This is a genomic window from Arthrobacter sp. T572, assembly GCF_056780115.1.
In genome coordinates this window covers 2,566,769-2,582,425 of sequence record NZ_JBRAZQ010000002.1, presented here as the reverse complement: position 1 = coordinate 2,582,425, position 15,657 = coordinate 2,566,769, and the positions used below count along the sequence as shown (strand labels likewise).

The following is a 15,657-nucleotide window of genomic DNA, read 5'->3' as shown; positions in this document are numbered from 1 at the left end:
GTCAGTCCTCATCGGGTACGGCGCTCAGGCGGACCCGGCGCTTGGGTGCTTCGTCCTTCGGAACAGTGCCCACGATCCCGGCGGTGTCATCCGGGACCTCGAACACAATCAGCGGTTCGCCGACATTGATGGTCTGACCCGGCTCGCCGTGAATACGCACCACTTTACCTGCCTGCGGGCTGGGCAATTCGAGGGCCGACTTGCTCGTTTCCAGCTCAACGAGCGGCTGGTTGCGTTCCACCTGTTGGCCCGGTTCCACGAGCCAGTCCAGCACGGTTGCTTCGATGAGGCCTTCGCCAAGGTCCGGTAGGGGAAAGGACAGTTCAGCCACGGCGATACTCCAGTACGCGTTGGATCCCATAAAGGATGCGGTCGATGTTGGGGATGTATTCGTCCTCCAGGTCGCCGGAGGGGTAGGGCACGTCGAAGCCGGTGACGCGTTCCACCGGCGCCTTCAGTGTGTCGAAGCAGTGCTGCGTGATCAGTTGGGCGACTTCGGCGCCCAGGCCTGAGGTCAACGGAGCTTCATGCACGACGACGGCGCGACGCGTCTTGGCGACGGATGTCGCCAACGCCTCTGCATCGATGGGCTTGAGCCACCGCAGGTCCAGGACTTCGACGTCGATTCCGTCCTCAGCGGCCAGTTCGGCCACCTGCAGGCACCGGGCCACCATGGCACCCCAGGCCACCAGGGTGAGGTGGCGCCCCTCCCGGACGATCCGGGCACCGGTCAGGTTCCCGCCGGGGTGCGTACCGGCGTCGTGGGTTCCGCTGTCCGGGGCCGTGGCGGTGGTGAGGTCCACCGGACCTTTCTGCCAGTACCGGGATTTTGGCTCCATGAAGATCACCGGATCCGGCCTTGTGGCTGCGTACTTAAGCAAGTGGTAGGCGTCGTGCGGCGTGGAGGGTGAGACGACTTTGAGGCCGGGAACATGCGCGAAGAGGGCTTCGAGGCTTTCGCCGTGGTGCTCGGGGGCGCGGATGCCGCCAAAGCTGGGAACGCGGAGCGTGATGGGCATGGGCAACGTTCCGCGGCTGCGGTAGTTCATCCGGGCAATCTGGCAGATGATCTGGTTGATGGCCGGGTAGGCGAAGCCGTCGAACTGGACCTCGGGAATCGGGTGGTAACCGGCCATGGCCAGCCCCACGGACATGCCGAGGATGCCGGATTCGGCCAGCGGGGTGTCGAAGACCCGGTCTTCGCCGTGCCTGGCCTGCAGGCCGTCGGTGATCCGGAAGACGCCGCCGAGCTTTCCGCAGTCTTCGCCGAAGACCACGGCCTTGGGGTTCTCCGCCAGGACGTCGTCCAGGGCGCGGTTGAGGGCTTGCTGCATGGACAGCAGTTCCACGGTGCCGGAAGCGGCGCGCGGAGCCGCGACGGTGGTGGCAGTCATTGCCTCAGGCATGGTCGGATTCCTTTCGCCACGCGGTGGCCTGGTGCTGCAGTGCGGGTGTGGGTTCCTGGAAAACCAGGCTGAACATCTCGGCCCCGGGACGCGGTCCCAGGTTCTCGATGGCCGTGCGGATCGCTTCTTCTTCCTCCCGGGCCTGGCGCCCTGCCTCCGCAAAAAAGGCTTCGTCCGCCACGCCGTCGGCCAGGAGTGTCCGGCGGAACCGTTCCAGGGGGTCCTCACCGGCGTCGAGCCGTTCTTCCTCAAGGGAGCGGTATCGCCCGGGATCGTCCGCGGTGGAGTGCGGTCCGCGGCGGTAGGTCATGGCTTCGATGACTACGGGCCCGTTGCCGGAGCGGCAGTGCGCCAAGGCCGAACGCGTGGCTTCGTACACGGCCAGGACGTCGTTGCCGTCCACCTGGATGCCCGGGACACCGTAACCGGCGGCGCGGGCTGCAACGGAACCGCCTGCTACCTGTCGTTCGGTGGGTACGGAAATGGCCCAGCCATTGTTCTGGACAAAGAAGACCACGGGCGCCTTCATCACCGCAGCAAAATTCATGGCCTCGTGGACGTCGCCCTGGGAGGAAGCGCCATCCCCAAAGTACGTGATGGCGACGCCGGACCCGCCGGACAGGGTCTGGCCGTGGGCCCAGCCGACGGCGTGCAGGACCGACCCTGCCACCACTGCCTGGATGGGAGCGAAACGGGATTCCACGGGGTTGTACATTCCGCCGTGCCACGTTGCCTTGTGGGTGGACATATAGCCCACCATGTCCACGCCCATGGCCCGGGCCACGCCCATCTCACGGTAGGTCGGAAAGACGAAGTCCCGGCTCAGGTCCACGGCGTAGCCGCTGCCGACCTGGGCCGCTTCCTGGCCGAGCTCCGGCGCGTAGCCGGGAATGATTCCCTGGCGCTGCCAGGCGACTGCGGCCGTGTCCAGGTGGCGGACGGATGCCATCAGCGTGTAAAGCTCGCGCAACTGGTGGTGCGTGAGCGGGGCCGCGTCATCCTCGACGGCGGCAATCACAGGAATGCTTGTCATGGCTGTGACAGTAATCACCAAAAGTGGCGGTGCGCAATCAGCCCAGTTTGAAGCAAACACATTGTACAAACTGAAGAGAAAAAGAGGCTCCTTGCAGAACAAACTGCAAAGAGCCTCTTGATTTCATCTGACAAGCCGCTACTTGGCGGTGCTGCCAACCTTCCCGGCCTTCGCGCGGGCGTTGAGGAAGCATCCGAGGGCGATCACAAGGATCAGGGCCGTGGTGCCGAACAGCTGTACCGCACTTTCCGGGTTCGCAAAGCCAACAGCGAAGATGATTCCCAGCAGTACCAGTCCCACGATGGTCAGGACCGGGAAGCCCTTCATCCGAAGCGGAAGTTCCGTGCCGTCGCGGTCGGCGCGGCGGCGGAGGATGAGCTGGGACACCAGTGCCGTGCCCCACACCACCAGGCAGGTGGAGCCCACGAGGTTCAGGAGCGCCGGGAGCACCATTTCGGGGAACAGCAACTCCAGGACGGTTGCGGCGAACCCGAACGCCACGGAAATTCCGACGGCGGCAACCGGCACCTTGGCGCCGCTCAGCCGCGACAGGAAGCGGGGGGCTTCGCCACGTTCGGACAAGGAGAAGATCATCCGGGACGCGCCGTACAGGTTGGCGTTCAGTGCCGAAAGCAGCGCTACGACGGCCACCAGGGTGATCGCCGCGCCGGCCCCCGGGATGCCGGCCAGGTCCAGCACGCCGGCAAACGGGGACTTGAGGCCGTCGGAGCCGACGGGGAGGACCGCTGCAATGACGAACACGGAGCCGATGTAGAAGACGAGGATGCGCCACACCACCGTGCGGATGGCCTTACCGACGCTGTGGGCGGGGTTTTCCGTCTCGGCGGCGGCCACGCTGACGATCTCGGTGCCACCAAAGGCAAAGATCACCACGAACAACGCCGCAGCAATGCCGCTGAGTCCGTTGGGGGCGAAATCTGCGAAGCCGGACAGGCCGGGGGATGCGACGTTGGGAAGCAGGCCAAGGAGCAGGGCTGCGCCGATCAGCAGGAAGATTACGATTGCCGCCACTTTGAGGATGGCGAACCAGAACTCGAATTCACCGAAGTTCCGGACTCCCACCAGGTTGATGCCGGTGAAGACAACCATGAACACCAAGGCAAGGACCCAGACCGGAATGACGGGCCACACGGAGTACAGCAGACCGGCTGCGCCCAGGGCCTCAGCGGCAATGACCACCACCAGCTGCAGCCACCAGAGCCAGCCGATGGTGCCACCGGCCGTTTTGCCCATGGCTTTTTCCGCATAAACGGAGAAGGCGCCGCTGTTGGGGTTGGCCGCTGCCATCTCGCCCAAGGCCCACATCACCAGGATGATCAGGGTTCCCGCCACCAGGTAGGAGATGAGGACTGCGGGACCGGCTGCCTGGACCCCCGCGCCGGAGCCCAGGAACAGCCCGGCTCCGATGGCGCTGCCAAGGCCCATCATGGTGAGCTGGCGTGGCTTGAGTGAATGGCCGAGGCCGGGCGCAGTCGCAGGAGCCGCGATGGACTTCGTTGTCATACGTGTCTACCTTCTATGGATTTCATACGTGGTTGTGCCGTGCCGGCCTCTTGGGCCGGGCAAGCGGAGCGTCGACGACGCAGCAAGAGCCGTGGAATAATTCTCGCAGTTTGTAAGATACATCACTTTTCGCAGTAGCGATGTGATGGGTATGGCTCCCCGGGGACAGGAACTTTGATGCTGGTCGATGCTCTTGATGCAAAAATTGTACGTTTCTTCACGGATTCGCCGCGATCCTCCGTGCTGGAGGCATCCCGTGTGCTGAAGGTGGCACGGGCAACGGTGCAGTCCCGGATTGACCGGATGATTGAAAACGGTGTCATCGGTTCCTGGGTGCCGCAACCGGACCCTGCCAACTTCGGCTTTCCCGTGGTGGCCTTCTGTTCGGTGACCATCACGCAGGAAATCGGGCATGACGCCATCATTGAGAGCCTCAGTGCGATCCCGGAGATCATAGAAGTCCATACGGTCACGGGGAACTCGGACCTCATGGTCCGGATTGCGGCCCGCTCCAACCCGGATATGCAGAGGGTGCTCGATGCCATGATTGCCACCAAGTCGGTGGTCCGTTGTTCATCGGTGATCGTCCTCAACAGCCACATCCAGGGACGCACCCTGCCGCTCATGGAGTCGGCCGCCAAGCCTGTGTGACGAAAAGCATTTTGCGCTTGGCCTCCCGAGTCGTACCATTAGTTCTAGTCAATCTGACTTTAACTAAACCGGAACTGATGGTTCCAGCGGCGAAGAAGCGAGGTGAACGCCGTGAACGTCAACTCAGCCAACGTCGCAGAGCGGCGGCTCGCACCGCCGTCGTTGGCCATATCCACGGTGATTTTTGCCCTCAGGCCCAGCGAGAAGACCGGGCGCCCCACCCTTTGGCTGCCGCTGGTCCGCCGCATCCGTGAGCCGTACAAGGACCAATGGGCGCTCCCGGGCGGGCCGCTGTCCCACGATGAGTCCCTTCAGGACGCAGCCTCCCGGAACCTGCGGGAAACAACGGGCCTGGCTCCGAACTACCTGGAACAGCTCTATGCATTCGGCGGAGTGCACCGCTCTCCGAGCCAGCGCGTGGTGTCCATTGTGTACTGGGCGCTCGTCCAGCCCACCGAAGCAGCCCTGGCGGACGAATCCGAAAACGTGAAGTGGTTCCGCGCGGACAGGGTGGGCGAGCTCGCCTTCGACCACAACGCGATCGTGGACTACGCCCTCTGGCGGCTGCGCAACAAAATGGCCTACGGGTCCATCGCCTACCACCTGCTGGGGGAGTACTTCACGCTCGCCCAGGTCCGTGAGGTCTACGAAGCCGTCCTGGACCGGCAGTTGGACCCGGCAAACTTCCGCCGCCACATCAAAGCCACACCGGACATCGAAGAAACCGGTGAATACCTGCAGGGCGGAAAACACCGTCCGCCACGCCTCTACCGCTTCACCGGCACGCCCGGCCTCGGGCCAGACAACAGGAGTGCACCATGAGCAGCGTCAACACTGCCGTTCAGCTGATCACCCGCGAGGAAGCCGAGAAGGGCCTTTCCGCTGCCGGAGCCACCTGCAGCCCCGCACTCGCGAAGGGTCCGTGGGAGTACGACCTCGCCGAGGCCCTTGCCGGAGTCCCGGCGTACGGCCCGGGTGCCTCCAGCGCCGACGTCGCCCCGCAGGCGACGCCACGCCAGGGCCAGCTCCCCGAAGAGTACAAGCTGGCTTCCGAGGCCGAGCTCGACCAGCGAATCCGCGCCGCGAAGGAAACCCTCGGCGACCGTGCCGTGATCCTGGGCCACTTCTACCAGCGTGACGAAGTGGTGCAGTACGCGGACTTCGTGGGTGACTCCTTCCAGCTCGCCAATGCCGCCCTCACCAGGCCGGACGCCGAGGCCATCATCTTCTGCGGCGTGCACTTCATGGCCGAGACCGCGGACATCCTCTCCACGCCCGAACAGGCTGTCATCCTGCCCAACCTGGCCGCAGGCTGCTCCATGGCGGACATGGCGGACGAAGACTCCGTGGAAGAGTGCTGGGAACAGCTGGAGGAGATTTTCGGAACCGACGCCGATGAGCACGGCCGGGTGCCGGTCATTCCCGTCACGTACATGAACTCCTCGGCCGCACTGAAGGCTTTTTGCGGCCGGAACGGCGGAATCGTCTGCACGTCCTCCAACGCCAAAATCGTGCTGGAGTGGGCCTTCGAACGCGGCCAGCGGGTGCTGTTCTTCCCCGATCAGCACCTGGGCCGCAACACCGCCAAGGCCCTTGGTGTTCCGCTGGAGCAGATGCCCATGTGGAACCCGCGCAAGGAACTGGGCGGCAACGAGGCCCGGACCTTGCAGGACTCACGCGTGATCCTCTGGCACGGGTTCTGCTCCGTGCACAAGCGCTTCAACGTCGGCCAGATCGAGAAGGCCCGCCAGGACTTCCCGGGCGTCAACGTGATTGTGCACCCCGAGTGCCCCATGGAAGTGGTGGACGCGGCAGACTCCGCCGGTTCAACCGACTTCATCAAGAAAGCCATCGCAGCAGCCACCGAACCCACAACGTTCGCCATCGGCACCGAGATCAATATGGTGAACAGGCTCGCCGCGGAGAACCCGCAGCACACCATTTTCTGCCTTGACCCCGTCATTTGCCCGTGCTCCACCATGTACCGCATCCACCCCGGCTACCTCGCCTGGGTCCTTGAGGAACTGGTGGCAGGACGCATCGTCAACCGCATCACCGTGGACGACGCCGTGCAGGACAACGCCAAGATCGCCCTCGAGCGCATGTTGGCCGCCAAGCCCGCATAAACGTGCGCTTCAAGCACGGCACAGGAATACCGGTTCACCGCAACTAGCCGAATCGAGTCCCACATGACCTCGACACACCTCCCGTCGAGCCTTTCCGGCCCACCCGCGCAGCGACTGATTGTTGTGGGGAGCGGCATCGCAGGCCTCTATGCCGCGCTGCTGGCCGCGGAGGCGGGCGCCGCCGTCGTCCTCCTGACCAAGGGCACGTTGGCGGACAGCAACACCTGGTTCGCCCAAGGCGGGATTTCGGCGGTCCTGCCGGAACCAGCCCCAGGTGACACGGTGGCCGCCCACATCGCCGACACCCTGAAGGCCGGCGCGGGCCATTGCGACCCCGAGGCCGTGCGGGTGCTGTGCACCGAGGCCCGTCTGGACATGGTCGGCTTGGAACGCTTCGGGGTGCGTTTCGACCTGGACGACGACGGCGACCCCGCCTTGGGGCTCGAAGCCGCCCACTCGGCGCCGCGCATCCTGCACGCCGGTGGGGATGCCACCGGTGCCAAGGTGGCAGCTGCGTTGATCGGGAGCGTCCTGGAATTCGAGGCGGCAGGGCGCATCCGCGTGGTCAGTGGAGCTTTCGCCACCTCCTTGCTCAGGACAACCGGTCCCGAAGGCCGCATTTCCGGTCTGACCTACCTGCACGAGGGCCATGAGGTTGCCCTTGCCGCGGACGCCGTGCTGCTGGCCACCGGCGGTGCCGGACAGCTCTTTGCGCAGACAACCAACCCCTCGGTTGCCACCGCCGACGGTCTGGCCCTCGCGTGGCGGGCCGGAGCTGCCGTTGCAGACCTCGAATTCTTCCAGTTCCACCCCACCTGCCTGGTTCCCCAGGCCGGAATGCAGCATGCTGCCGCAGGCGCCGACCCCCTGCTGATCTCTGAAGCCGTCCGGGGTGAAGGGGCCGTCCTGGTGGACGCCAACGGCCAGCGGTTCATGGGCGATTACCACCCCGATGCCGAACTCGCCCCGCGCGATGTGGTATCCCGCAGCATCGCCCTGCACTTGGCCGCCCTCGGCGACCCCAACGGACACGTCTACCTGGACGCCACGGTGATCGAGAAAGAACGCGGCGAAGGTTTCCTCGAGAAACGCTTCCCGACCATCAGCCACCGGACCCGGCAAACCGGTATCGACTGGACCACCGAACCCGTTCCCGTAGCGCCGGCAGCGCACTACTGGATGGGTGGGGTGGTGACGGACCTGTTCGGCCGGACGTCGGTGCCTGGTTTGTACGCCGCAGGTGAGGTTGCGTGTACCGGTGTGCAGGGCGCCAACCGACTGGCCAGTAATTCCTTGCTTGAAGGGCTTGTGTTTGCGCGGCGTGCCGTGGCGGGGTTCGTCTCCGGCGACCGCGGCGCTGCAGGCCCCTCGGCGCCTGCGCTCGCGGCTCGCACCGGCGATCGCCTCGCAAGCTCGGCGGCCGGTTCGGCCGCTCACGCGACAACGGCGCTTTCGGGGCCTCCAGCACCGCTTGGTGCGGGCGGACTGCCTTCTCCTGCGGATTTCTCTCGACTGGCCCTCCAGCAACTTATGACTGCCAAGGCCGGGGTGCTCAGGAATGGAACTTTGCTGGCGGAAGCCGAGGCTGTTCTCGATGGCTGGGCTGAGGATGTTTTGCCCTTGGTCGGAGCTGGTTCCTTGGATCCGCGGGAGCACGAGGACGCCAATTTGCTGCTGGCCGCGCAACTGCTTGTGCGGGCCGCCCGGGAGCGGCGTGGGTCCCTGGGGGCGCACTACCGCAGCGACAGCGTGACCGAACCAGCCGCCGTCGACCATTTTGACAAGCGTTACACCATGAGCCGGAAAGCGAGCCTCGTCCATGACTAACCTGACCCTCCCCGCCGCAGCAGTCCGGGACATCCTGGAACGGGCCTTCGCCGAGGACGCACCCAACGGAGACATCACCTCGCAGCTGCTCATCCCCGCGGACGCCCGAGCCACCGCCGTCCTGAACGCGCGCGTTCCCGGTGTCCTGAGCGGCGGAACGGTGTTTCGTGACGCGATGAAGCTCATCGACCCGGACACTGACGTTGAGTTGCTGCTCGCCGACGGTGAAACGTTCAACGCCGGTACCCACCTCGCGCGGGTCAGCGGACGCGCGCGTTCAGTACTGCTGGCTGAGCGGGTGGGCCTGAACCTGGTTCAGCGCATGAGTGCCATAGCCACGAAAACTGCCGAATTCGTGCGCTTGGTGGAAGGTACCCGCGCCAGGATCACCGACACCCGAAAGACCACGCCCGGGCTCCGGGTGCTGGAACGCTACGCCGTGCGTTGCGGCGGGGGAGCGAACCACCGCTACAGCCTGTCCGACGCCGTCCTGGCCAAAGACAACCACTTGGCCGTCATGACAGGAGGAGACTCCGCCAAACTTACCGGGCTGCTGCTCGCTGCCAAGGACCAACTGGGCCACACCACCCACTTCGAAGTGGAGGTGGACCGCGCCGAACAGATCGAGCCCGTCCTTGCCGCCGGTGTGGACACGATCATGCTGGACAACTTCACCACCGACGAACTCCGCGCGGGCGTCAAGCAGGTCGACGGCCGGGCCATGGTGGAGGCCAGCGGAAACGTCAACCTCCACACTGTCGCGGAAATCGCGGCGACCGGCGTGGACGTGATCTCCGTTGGCGGCCTCACCCACAGCGTCACTGCCCTTGACCTGGGCCTGGACGTTGAACTCGAACTGAACCAGCCGTGATTTTCCTGGACGCAGCTGCCACCACACCCGTCCGCAGGGAAGTGCTCCAGGCCATGTGGCCCTACCTCAGCGGTGAGTTCGGCAACCCCTCAAGCCACCACAGCCTGGGTGAAGCGGCGGCGACAGCGCTCGCGGGGGCGCGGTCCGCCGTCGCGAATGTCCTGAACTGCCGCTCCGGCGAGGTGACCTTCACCTCCGGAGGCACGGAAGCGGACAACCTTGCCGTCAAGGGCATCGCCTTGGCCCGGAAGGCCGCAGACCCGGCGTTGAACCGGGTGGTGATCAGCGCCGTCGAACATCCGGCGGTGGAGGAATCGGCCCGGTACCTGGAACGGGTCCATGGCTTCGCCGTGGATGTGGTGCCGGTGGACGGGGACGGGCTGGTCACACCGGAGGCCCTGCGGGCAGTACTTCGTCCGGAAGCCGCATTGGTCAGCATCATGTATGCCAACAATGAGGTAGGAACGGTCCAGCCTGTGGCCCAACTGGCGGCGGTGACGCATGAACTGGATGTCCCCTTCCATACCGATGCCGTCCAGGCTGCCGGATGGCTGCCCCTGGACACCAAAGCCCTTGGCGTGGATGCCCTCAGCCTTTCAGGCCACAAGCTCGGGGCGCCGAAGGGCTCAGGGGTGCTGTTTGCCAGAGGCCGGCTGCGCCTGGAACCACTGGTCCACGGCGGTGGCCAGGAACGTGGCAAGCGCTCGGGCACTGAGAATGTGGCCGGAGCGGTAGCGCTCTCGACGGCGTTGACGCTCAGCCACGCCGAACAAAGCACTGCGGCAAGCCAGGTCGCCGGAATGCGGGACCGGTTCATTGAAGCGATCCTCGCGAAAGTCCCGGGAGCTGTGTTAACGGGGCATCCTGTGAATCGGCTGCCGTCGGTGGCATCCTTCTGCTTTCCGGGAACCAGCGGCGAGTCGGTCCTGCTGGAACTCGAACGGCTCGGCGTGGTGTGTTCGAGCGGGTCGGCCTGCGCGGCCGGATCGGATGCACCTTCGCCTGTTCTGTTGGCGCTCGGCCTGGATCCTGGAACGGCGCAGACCGCTGTACGTTTCAGCTTTACCTCTGCCGTTACCGCTGCAGAACTTGAGCAAGCAGCGGTTGCCGTGGAAACCGCCGTCGGGCGCGTCAGGAACCTGGCCCACCACCCCAACTAGGTCGCAGTTGTGCGCGTTTTGCCCCCTCAAAACGCGCACAAATGCGACTCAGTTGGGTGAGCCGTTAGATGTGGCGGGCGCGGCGGAAGATCCAGTGGCGCAGGAGCGTGAACCGCACAGCGGTGGCAAGGAACCCGGACAATGTGGTGGTCCACAGTTCTTCAGTGACCGTCGCTTCGGGTCTGACGAGGTGCAGGACCCCGAGGCTGCCGCCGGTGATGACCAGGGCAATGACGATGACGGTCAGCCCGTTCAGATGGTCCTGGGTCCGCTTCCTGCTCCCGGAGATCTTGAAGGTCACGCGGCGGTTCAGGGTTGTGTTCATCAGTGACGTCAGGATAAGGGCGATCGCGTTGGCCAGTTGGGGATCGATCCAGGGCCGGAGCGCGGCGTAGATGGCCAGCGAACCGGCGGTACAGATGATGCCCACCCCCGTGAATCGGATGAGCTGGCGGACCACGGGGTATTTGAGGATGCCCCTGTGCCGTTTGCGCAGCAGTTTCGCTGCTGGGCTATCCGAGGGAGACGGGCGCAGTCCAGTGGCGTCCGCGGCTGTCTCCATGCCATAAGCCTGTCACACTATGCGCCCTGGTTATCCCACGAGGCCCCAGTGACCGGGTTGCGCAGCTCTCCGATGCCCTCCACACGGCACACCACCACGTCCCCGGGGCGGATCCGGGCACATTCTGCCGGGAAGCCCGTCAGCACCAGATCGCCCGGCTGGAGGGTCATGAAGGCGGTCAGGTAGACCAGGATCTCGTCCACTTTCCAGCCGAGGTCGGCCGAACTGGCCGCCTGCAGTTCCTTGCCGTTGTGGATGATGCCGATGGCCAGGTCCGAATCGTCCAGGTCCGTGACGATCCACGGCCCAACGGGCGTAAAGGTGTCCTGGCTCTTGGCACTGATCCACAACTCGTCTGTTCTTTGCAGGTCCCGGGCGGAGACATCATTACCGATGGTGAAGCCAAGGATCGCGTCGCGGGCCGTTTCCAGGGTCAATCCCCGGGCTGTGCGGCCGACGACGATCGTCAGTTCGGCTTCCGGGTCCACGTGGCCCGCCCCGTGGCCCAGCTGGATGGCTTCGTCCGGGCCGATCACGCTGGAAGCCGCCTTGTGGAATGCCTGCGGTGGCAGGTCCCGCCCGGGTTGCCCCGTGTTGTGGGCCATCCCGAACACATTGACCGGTACCGAAGGGGCAAGGAAAGTGAACATCTTCTGGTCCACCACTGCGCCGATGTCCCAGCCCGCCCGGGCAGGGCCTGGAGCGTTGGCCCGTGATCCGGGAAAGGGGGTCTCGATGACAGTCCAGCTCCTGCCGGCATCCGAGTCGAAGTCCCGGGCATCATTGGCCACGAAGAACTGCTCGTCCGGCGTGGTGGGATCAAGGGGACGGACGCGTGCGATGCGGCGGGGGGAGAGGGACGTCATGGAGACATCCTACGTCCTCCGACGAGGTGCTAAGCAAGCGGAGCGGATCCGAAGGCGACGCTGAACCGATCGCACCACAAGACAACAGAGGCCAGCCCCGAGACATCGGTGCCCGCAGGAATGGCGTAATTCTGGTTGCCATGGGTGGCCTTGACAGCGCCGAGGTCAACATAGCGCCCCGACCGGTATTTGAACCAATCGCCGCCGGCTGGCAGGCTGCTCAGCCACACTTTGACGTCGGGCCCATCGCTGCTGGCCAGGTTCTCCAGGCGGAGAACATGGCTGCCGTCCGCGAGCTTCAGCAGCTGGGCGGTGCCACTGGTTCCATGTTCCTGCGATTGGAATGCGCCGGTACCAACCACAACCGGTACAGGGGTTTGTTGCGCTTCTGCTGGGACGGCCGCCTCGGCGCCGGAGGCGGAAGTATCAACCGCTGCGGGCGCCGAAACTCCCGGTGGCGCTTCGTCCACGGCACTGCTCGTGAAGAGCCGCCAGGGCTGGAACAGTGCTGCCCCGGCGACCAGCAATCCAAGGATTGCCGCCGCCGCAACGGCGACGAGCATCCGCTGGGTCCGCGGCCGGAAGAGTAGTCTGTTCATGCTTCAAGGCTAGGCTTCCACGGGCTCTGGCGGTGGGCCCATTGCTTACGATGCCATGACGCATTCTCCTGGCCGACAGCGAAGAACCCGGGCCGTGGGCGAAGAGCCGTGCCGTGGGTTTAGAATCCAGTCCATGCGTCTGGCGATCTTCGGGTTGGTCCTGCTGGTGGCCGGTGGGGTCACCGTTGCCGCGGGTATCCTGCCCTGGCACGAAGTGGCGGTCCTCGTGGACCGGGTGGCACCCATTCTCGGCTTCGTCGTTGCCATGACCGTGGTGACCGAGCTCGTCAGCGAGGCCGGCGCCTTCGAGTGGATCGCACGGCGCTTGGGCCGGTGGGGACGTGGAAGCAGCGTTTTGCTGTGGTTGTTATTGGCATTCTTCGCTGCGGTGAGCACCATTTTTCTGTCGCTGGATACGACGGCGGTCCTCCTCACCCCCGTGGTGGTCACCGTGGCAAAGCAGGCAGGCCTGCCGGTCCTGCCGTTCGCGTTGACCACGGTGTGGCTGGCCAACACGGCTAGCCTGTTGCTGCCGGTTTCGAACCTGACCAACCTCCTGGCACAGCACCACCTGGGCAGCATCAGCCCAGCGCAGTTCGCGCAATTGATGTGGGCGCCGTCCCTGGCCGCGGTCCTGGTGCCACTGGCATTCATTGCCGTTGTCTTCCGCCGCGACCTGCGCAGGGCCTACCCACGCAATGCTTCTGCTCCTGCGACCCCTGGTCCGTCCAAGACCACTGTGCCGTCCAAGACCATTGTGCCGTCCAAGACCACTGGGCCGTCCAAGGCTGCCGGAGACCGCGTGTTGCTGTCCGTCAGCGCGGTGGTGTTGGTTCTGCTGTTGCCCGCACTGGTATCGGGAACAGCGATCTGGATTCCATCCACGACCGCCGCAGCCGTTCTGTTGGTCACGTTCGCTGTTCGCCGCCCCAAAGCACTGAAGGTGGCCCTGGTTCCGTGGTCCCTGCTGCTCTTCACCTGCGGACTCTTCCTGGTGGTCGAGGCCGCCCAATACCTTGGGGCATCGTCGCTGCTTGGAGAAGCCGCAGGCCAGGGTGAGGGATTCCCGGACCTGCTGAGATTAGCGCTGACAGGTGCCCTGGGTGCAAACGTCGTCAACAATCTGCCGGCCTACTTGCTCGCTGAACCGCTGGCGGAAAGCCCCCTGCGAATGGCCGCTTTGTTGGTCGGAGTCAATGCCGGACCCCTTGTGGCTCCCTGGGCATCGCTGGCGACACTGCTGTGGCACGATCGCCTGAAGCGGATGAATGTGCTGATCGCATGGAAGGGTTACGCCGTCTTTGGCCTGATCGTGGCACCCCTGACGATACTGACGGCCATTGCCTGCCTCTCCCTTGCCGCTGCAGCCGGCCTGACTGGCTAGCCAACGCGAAAGGTTAGCCGGTGTACAACTCTCCAACAGGGATCTCCTCAGAGAGCCGGTTGGCCGGACCCGCGAGGGGGCACGCCCAGGCTTCGTTGTACGCGCACGAGGGGTTGTAGGCGAAATTGAAGTCCAGCACGAACTCCTGTTCCCCAGTGCCTTGACGCACGCCGTGGTAAGCGCCCTTGATGGTGTCCAGAAGATAGCGTCCGGCGCCGTAGCTGCCTCCGTCCTTGCCCGCGGTGGCGTCCCGGAAGGGGACGAAGATTCCGCCGCCATAGCTGCGCAGGCGCCAGGCAGCCAGGGAGCCGAGCCGGGGAAGCTCAAAGGTGCCGATCCTGATGAAGGGTACAACTCCGTCCGTGCCCGTGTTCACGTTCATTTCCTGGCCGGCACCCTCGGGCGACAACGGGACATACAGCCGGAAGGCGGGGTCGTAGTCCGCAGTCTTGAGGCCGGAGAAGGAAGCTTTCGCGGTATCCGTCAAAGCCGAGGCCGGATGTGTTCCAAACATGCGGTCGCGTTCCTGCCGCCAGTAATTGTGGGCGTCGAAAGGATCCCGGACGGCCAACTCACGCACGTGGTGGTACAGGGCGAACGTCCGCAAACGCCAGTCGGCGATGTCCACGGCGGACATGGTGGGAAGGCTGTCGTCGGAATCCATGCCTTCAGCCTAGTCCTGTGCGTGTTCCGGGGTGTCCCGCGTCCGGATTCCCGAACGTCCAGTGGATGCTACTGTCTCTGAAGGCCGATCTATAGTCCCGACGTCGGCCGGTCCACGCACGGCGGCACGGGGGCTGTCCCGCCGCAACCAACCCGGAGATTAATGGAACGCAACGTAGCCGCCAAGCTCGTTTTCAAGACCGCAGCGAACACCAAGGTCGCCATGGCCATTGCCGTGGCCAACAACCCCGGCTACGACTCCCTGGCCGAGACGCTTTCCATCACGTGCGACGGGCAGGACGTTCCGTACGCTGAGCTTGCCGACCACCACGGCGGACGGTTCCACTACATGGAGTTCACCGAACCCAGCGAGGTCACGGTCGACTACCACGCCACAGTGGTGGGCACGGGAGTCGCAGATACATCCGAACCCATGGAACTCATCCGTTACGTCCGGCCCAGCCGGTATGCCGAGTCGGACAGGCTGCTTCCCACGTCCTACGCCGAGTTCGGGAACCTGCAGGGAGCCGAACTCCTGGCAGCAGTGCGGAACTGGGTCCATGGCGAGCTCCGCTACGTCAGCGGATCCTCCAGGGGGACGGACGGTGCCGTGGAGACCCTCCTTCACCGGCGGGGTGTATGCCGTGACTTCGCGCATCTTGCCATCGCCCTGCTGCGGTCCAAGGACGTCCCCGCCCGCTTGGCTGCGGTGTATGCCCCTGGCCTGAGCCCCATGGATTTCCACGCCGTGGCCGAGGCCTACATCGATGGTGGCTGGCATGTCATCGATCCCACGGGCCTGGCCCCGCGCCGGTCCATGCTCCGGATCACTGCCGGCAGGGATTCCTCCGACACCGCGTTCCTCTCCACCGTAGGGGGAAGCCTCACGCTGAAAACCCTGAAGGTCAACGCCGGCGTTAACGGCGAGTTGCCCGGGGAAGACCCCGGGCAACTCATCACCTTGCGCTAGGCGCAGTGCAGCCGG

The 15,657-nt window shown here is 65.0% G+C and carries 16 protein-coding genes; 8 read left to right on the top strand and 8 right to left on the bottom strand.

Annotation, left to right across the window (positions count from 1 at the left end; translation table 11 throughout):
* Window position 1 precedes the first annotated feature (1 nt).
* From ACUYMZ_RS13145 to ACUYMZ_RS13130, 4 genes are all read right to left on the bottom strand, one after another.
* Entirely contained in the window at window positions 2-331 is a 330-nt protein-coding gene (locus ACUYMZ_RS13145) for a biotin/lipoyl-containing protein (protein WP_426003137.1), read from the bottom strand.
* Window positions 324-1,394 (bottom strand): alpha-ketoacid dehydrogenase subunit beta, encoded by a 1,071-nt coding sequence (locus ACUYMZ_RS13140; protein ID WP_426007563.1) that lies wholly within the window; start codon window positions 1,392-1,394, stop codon window positions 324-326. Before ACUYMZ_RS13140 ends, ACUYMZ_RS13145 begins: the two co-directional genes overlap by 8 nt.
* Window positions 1,395-1,398: 4 nt before the next feature.
* A complete protein-coding gene (locus ACUYMZ_RS13135; protein WP_426003136.1) occupies window positions 1,399-2,439 on the bottom strand; it encodes a thiamine pyrophosphate-dependent dehydrogenase E1 component subunit alpha in 1,041 nt (346 codons plus the stop codon).
* 138 nt (window positions 2,440-2,577) lie between these two features.
* Window positions 2,578-3,963 carry an amino acid permease gene (locus ACUYMZ_RS13130; protein ID WP_442423602.1) on the bottom strand — a complete coding sequence of 462 codons (1,386 nt, stop codon included), beginning with the start codon at window positions 3,961-3,963 and terminating at the stop codon, window positions 2,578-2,580.
* Window positions 3,964-4,140: 177 nt separating this feature from the next.
* Between ACUYMZ_RS13130 and ACUYMZ_RS13125 the strand changes: the two genes are divergently transcribed.
* The 6 genes from ACUYMZ_RS13125 to ACUYMZ_RS13100 all read left to right on the top strand — a co-directional run bounded on the left by ACUYMZ_RS13125 (window position 4,141) and on the right by ACUYMZ_RS13100 (window position 10,598).
* The gene (locus tag ACUYMZ_RS13125) at window positions 4,141-4,614 is read left to right on the top strand and encodes an Lrp/AsnC family transcriptional regulator (protein WP_426003133.1); all 474 of its coding nucleotides are present in this window, start codon (window positions 4,141-4,143) and stop codon (window positions 4,612-4,614) included.
* Window positions 4,615-4,716: 102 nt separating this feature from the next.
* Window positions 4,717-5,436 carry an NUDIX hydrolase gene (locus tag ACUYMZ_RS13120; RefSeq protein WP_481603753.1) on the top strand — a complete coding sequence of 240 codons (720 nt, stop codon included), beginning with the start codon at window positions 4,717-4,719 and terminating at the stop codon, window positions 5,434-5,436.
* Window positions 5,433-6,740 carry a quinolinate synthase NadA gene (gene nadA / locus ACUYMZ_RS13115; protein WP_426003131.1) on the top strand — a complete coding sequence of 436 codons (1,308 nt, stop codon included), beginning with the start codon at window positions 5,433-5,435 and terminating at the stop codon, window positions 6,738-6,740. Before ACUYMZ_RS13120 ends, nadA begins: the two co-directional genes overlap by 4 nt.
* Before the next feature lie 63 nt (window positions 6,741-6,803).
* Entirely contained in the window at window positions 6,804-8,567 is a 1,764-nt protein-coding gene (locus ACUYMZ_RS13110) for an L-aspartate oxidase (RefSeq protein WP_481603751.1), read from the top strand.
* A complete protein-coding gene (gene nadC / locus ACUYMZ_RS13105) occupies window positions 8,560-9,438 on the top strand; it encodes a carboxylating nicotinate-nucleotide diphosphorylase (protein WP_481603749.1) in 879 nt (292 codons plus the stop codon). Before ACUYMZ_RS13110 ends, nadC begins: the two co-directional genes overlap by 8 nt.
* Window positions 9,435-10,598 carry a cysteine desulfurase family protein gene (locus ACUYMZ_RS13100; RefSeq protein WP_481603747.1) on the top strand — a complete coding sequence of 388 codons (1,164 nt, stop codon included), beginning with the start codon at window positions 9,435-9,437 and terminating at the stop codon, window positions 10,596-10,598. The genes nadC and ACUYMZ_RS13100 overlap by 4 nt, the downstream gene beginning before the upstream one ends.
* A gap of 64 nt (window positions 10,599-10,662) precedes the next feature.
* On the opposite strand, the gene ACUYMZ_RS13095 is transcribed toward ACUYMZ_RS13100, so the two are convergent.
* Genes ACUYMZ_RS13095 through ACUYMZ_RS13085 form a run of 3 tightly spaced genes read right to left on the bottom strand, consistent with a single transcriptional unit; the run spans window position 10,663 to window position 12,625 of the window.
* Window positions 10,663-11,160 (bottom strand): GtrA family protein, encoded by a 498-nt coding sequence (locus tag ACUYMZ_RS13095; protein WP_481603745.1) that lies wholly within the window; start codon window positions 11,158-11,160, stop codon window positions 10,663-10,665.
* Window positions 11,161-11,177: 17 nt separating this feature from the next.
* Window positions 11,178-12,026 carry a fumarylacetoacetate hydrolase family protein gene (locus ACUYMZ_RS13090; protein ID WP_481603743.1) on the bottom strand — a complete coding sequence of 283 codons (849 nt, stop codon included), beginning with the start codon at window positions 12,024-12,026 and terminating at the stop codon, window positions 11,178-11,180.
* Between the two features lie 29 nt (window positions 12,027-12,055).
* Entirely contained in the window at window positions 12,056-12,625 is a 570-nt protein-coding gene (locus tag ACUYMZ_RS13085; protein WP_481603740.1) for a DM13 domain-containing protein, read from the bottom strand.
* A 133-nt stretch (window positions 12,626-12,758) separates the two neighbouring features.
* Between ACUYMZ_RS13085 and ACUYMZ_RS13080 the strand changes: the two genes are divergently transcribed.
* A complete protein-coding gene (locus ACUYMZ_RS13080) occupies window positions 12,759-14,009 on the top strand; it encodes an SLC13 family permease (protein ID WP_481603738.1) in 1,251 nt (416 codons plus the stop codon).
* A 13-nt stretch (window positions 14,010-14,022) separates the two neighbouring features.
* Here the strand turns inward: ACUYMZ_RS13080 and ACUYMZ_RS13075 are convergent, their stop codons facing one another.
* The gene (locus ACUYMZ_RS13075; RefSeq protein WP_426003119.1) at window positions 14,023-14,673 is read right to left on the bottom strand and encodes a DUF1684 domain-containing protein; all 651 of its coding nucleotides are present in this window, start codon (window positions 14,671-14,673) and stop codon (window positions 14,023-14,025) included.
* Window positions 14,674-14,835: 162 nt separating this feature from the next.
* On the opposite strand from ACUYMZ_RS13075, the gene ACUYMZ_RS13070 reads away from it, so the two are divergent.
* Window positions 14,836-15,642, top strand: coding sequence for a transglutaminase-like domain-containing protein (locus ACUYMZ_RS13070; RefSeq protein WP_442423608.1), 807 nt, complete (start codon window positions 14,836-14,838; stop codon window positions 15,640-15,642).
* Window positions 15,643-15,657: the final 15 nt, after the last annotated feature.

Bases quoted from the DNA above. Each gene is read 5' to 3' on its own strand.
- ACUYMZ_RS13140 (WP_426007563.1), bottom strand. From the start codon at position 1,394: ATGACTGCCACCACCGTCGCGGCTCCGCGCGCCGCTTCCGGCACCGTG.
- ACUYMZ_RS13135 (WP_426003136.1), bottom strand. From the start codon at position 2,439: ATGACAAGCATTCCTGTGATTGCCGCCGTCGAGGATGACGCGGCCCCG.
- ACUYMZ_RS13130 (WP_442423602.1), bottom strand. From the start codon at position 3,963: ATGACAACGAAGTCCATCGCGGCTCCTGCGACTGCGCCCGGCCTCGGC.
- ACUYMZ_RS13125 (WP_426003133.1), top strand. From the start codon at position 4,141: ATGCTGGTCGATGCTCTTGATGCAAAAATTGTACGTTTCTTCACGGAT.
- nadA (WP_426003131.1), top strand. From the start codon at position 5,433: ATGAGCAGCGTCAACACTGCCGTTCAGCTGATCACCCGCGAGGAAGCC.
- ACUYMZ_RS13110 (WP_481603751.1), top strand. From the start codon at position 6,804: ATGACCTCGACACACCTCCCGTCGAGCCTTTCCGGCCCACCCGCGCAG.
- nadC (WP_481603749.1), top strand. From the start codon at position 8,560: ATGACTAACCTGACCCTCCCCGCCGCAGCAGTCCGGGACATCCTGGAA.
- ACUYMZ_RS13095 (WP_481603745.1), bottom strand. From the start codon at position 11,160: ATGGAGACAGCCGCGGACGCCACTGGACTGCGCCCGTCTCCCTCGGAT.
- ACUYMZ_RS13090 (WP_481603743.1), bottom strand. From the start codon at position 12,026: ATGACGTCCCTCTCCCCCCGCCGCATCGCACGCGTCCGTCCCCTTGAT.
- ACUYMZ_RS13085 (WP_481603740.1), bottom strand. From the start codon at position 12,625: ATGAACAGACTACTCTTCCGGCCGCGGACCCAGCGGATGCTCGTCGCC.
- ACUYMZ_RS13080 (WP_481603738.1), top strand. From the start codon at position 12,759: ATGCGTCTGGCGATCTTCGGGTTGGTCCTGCTGGTGGCCGGTGGGGTC.
- ACUYMZ_RS13075 (WP_426003119.1), bottom strand. From the start codon at position 14,673: ATGGATTCCGACGACAGCCTTCCCACCATGTCCGCCGTGGACATCGCC.
- ACUYMZ_RS13070 (WP_442423608.1), top strand. From the start codon at position 14,836: ATGGAACGCAACGTAGCCGCCAAGCTCGTTTTCAAGACCGCAGCGAAC.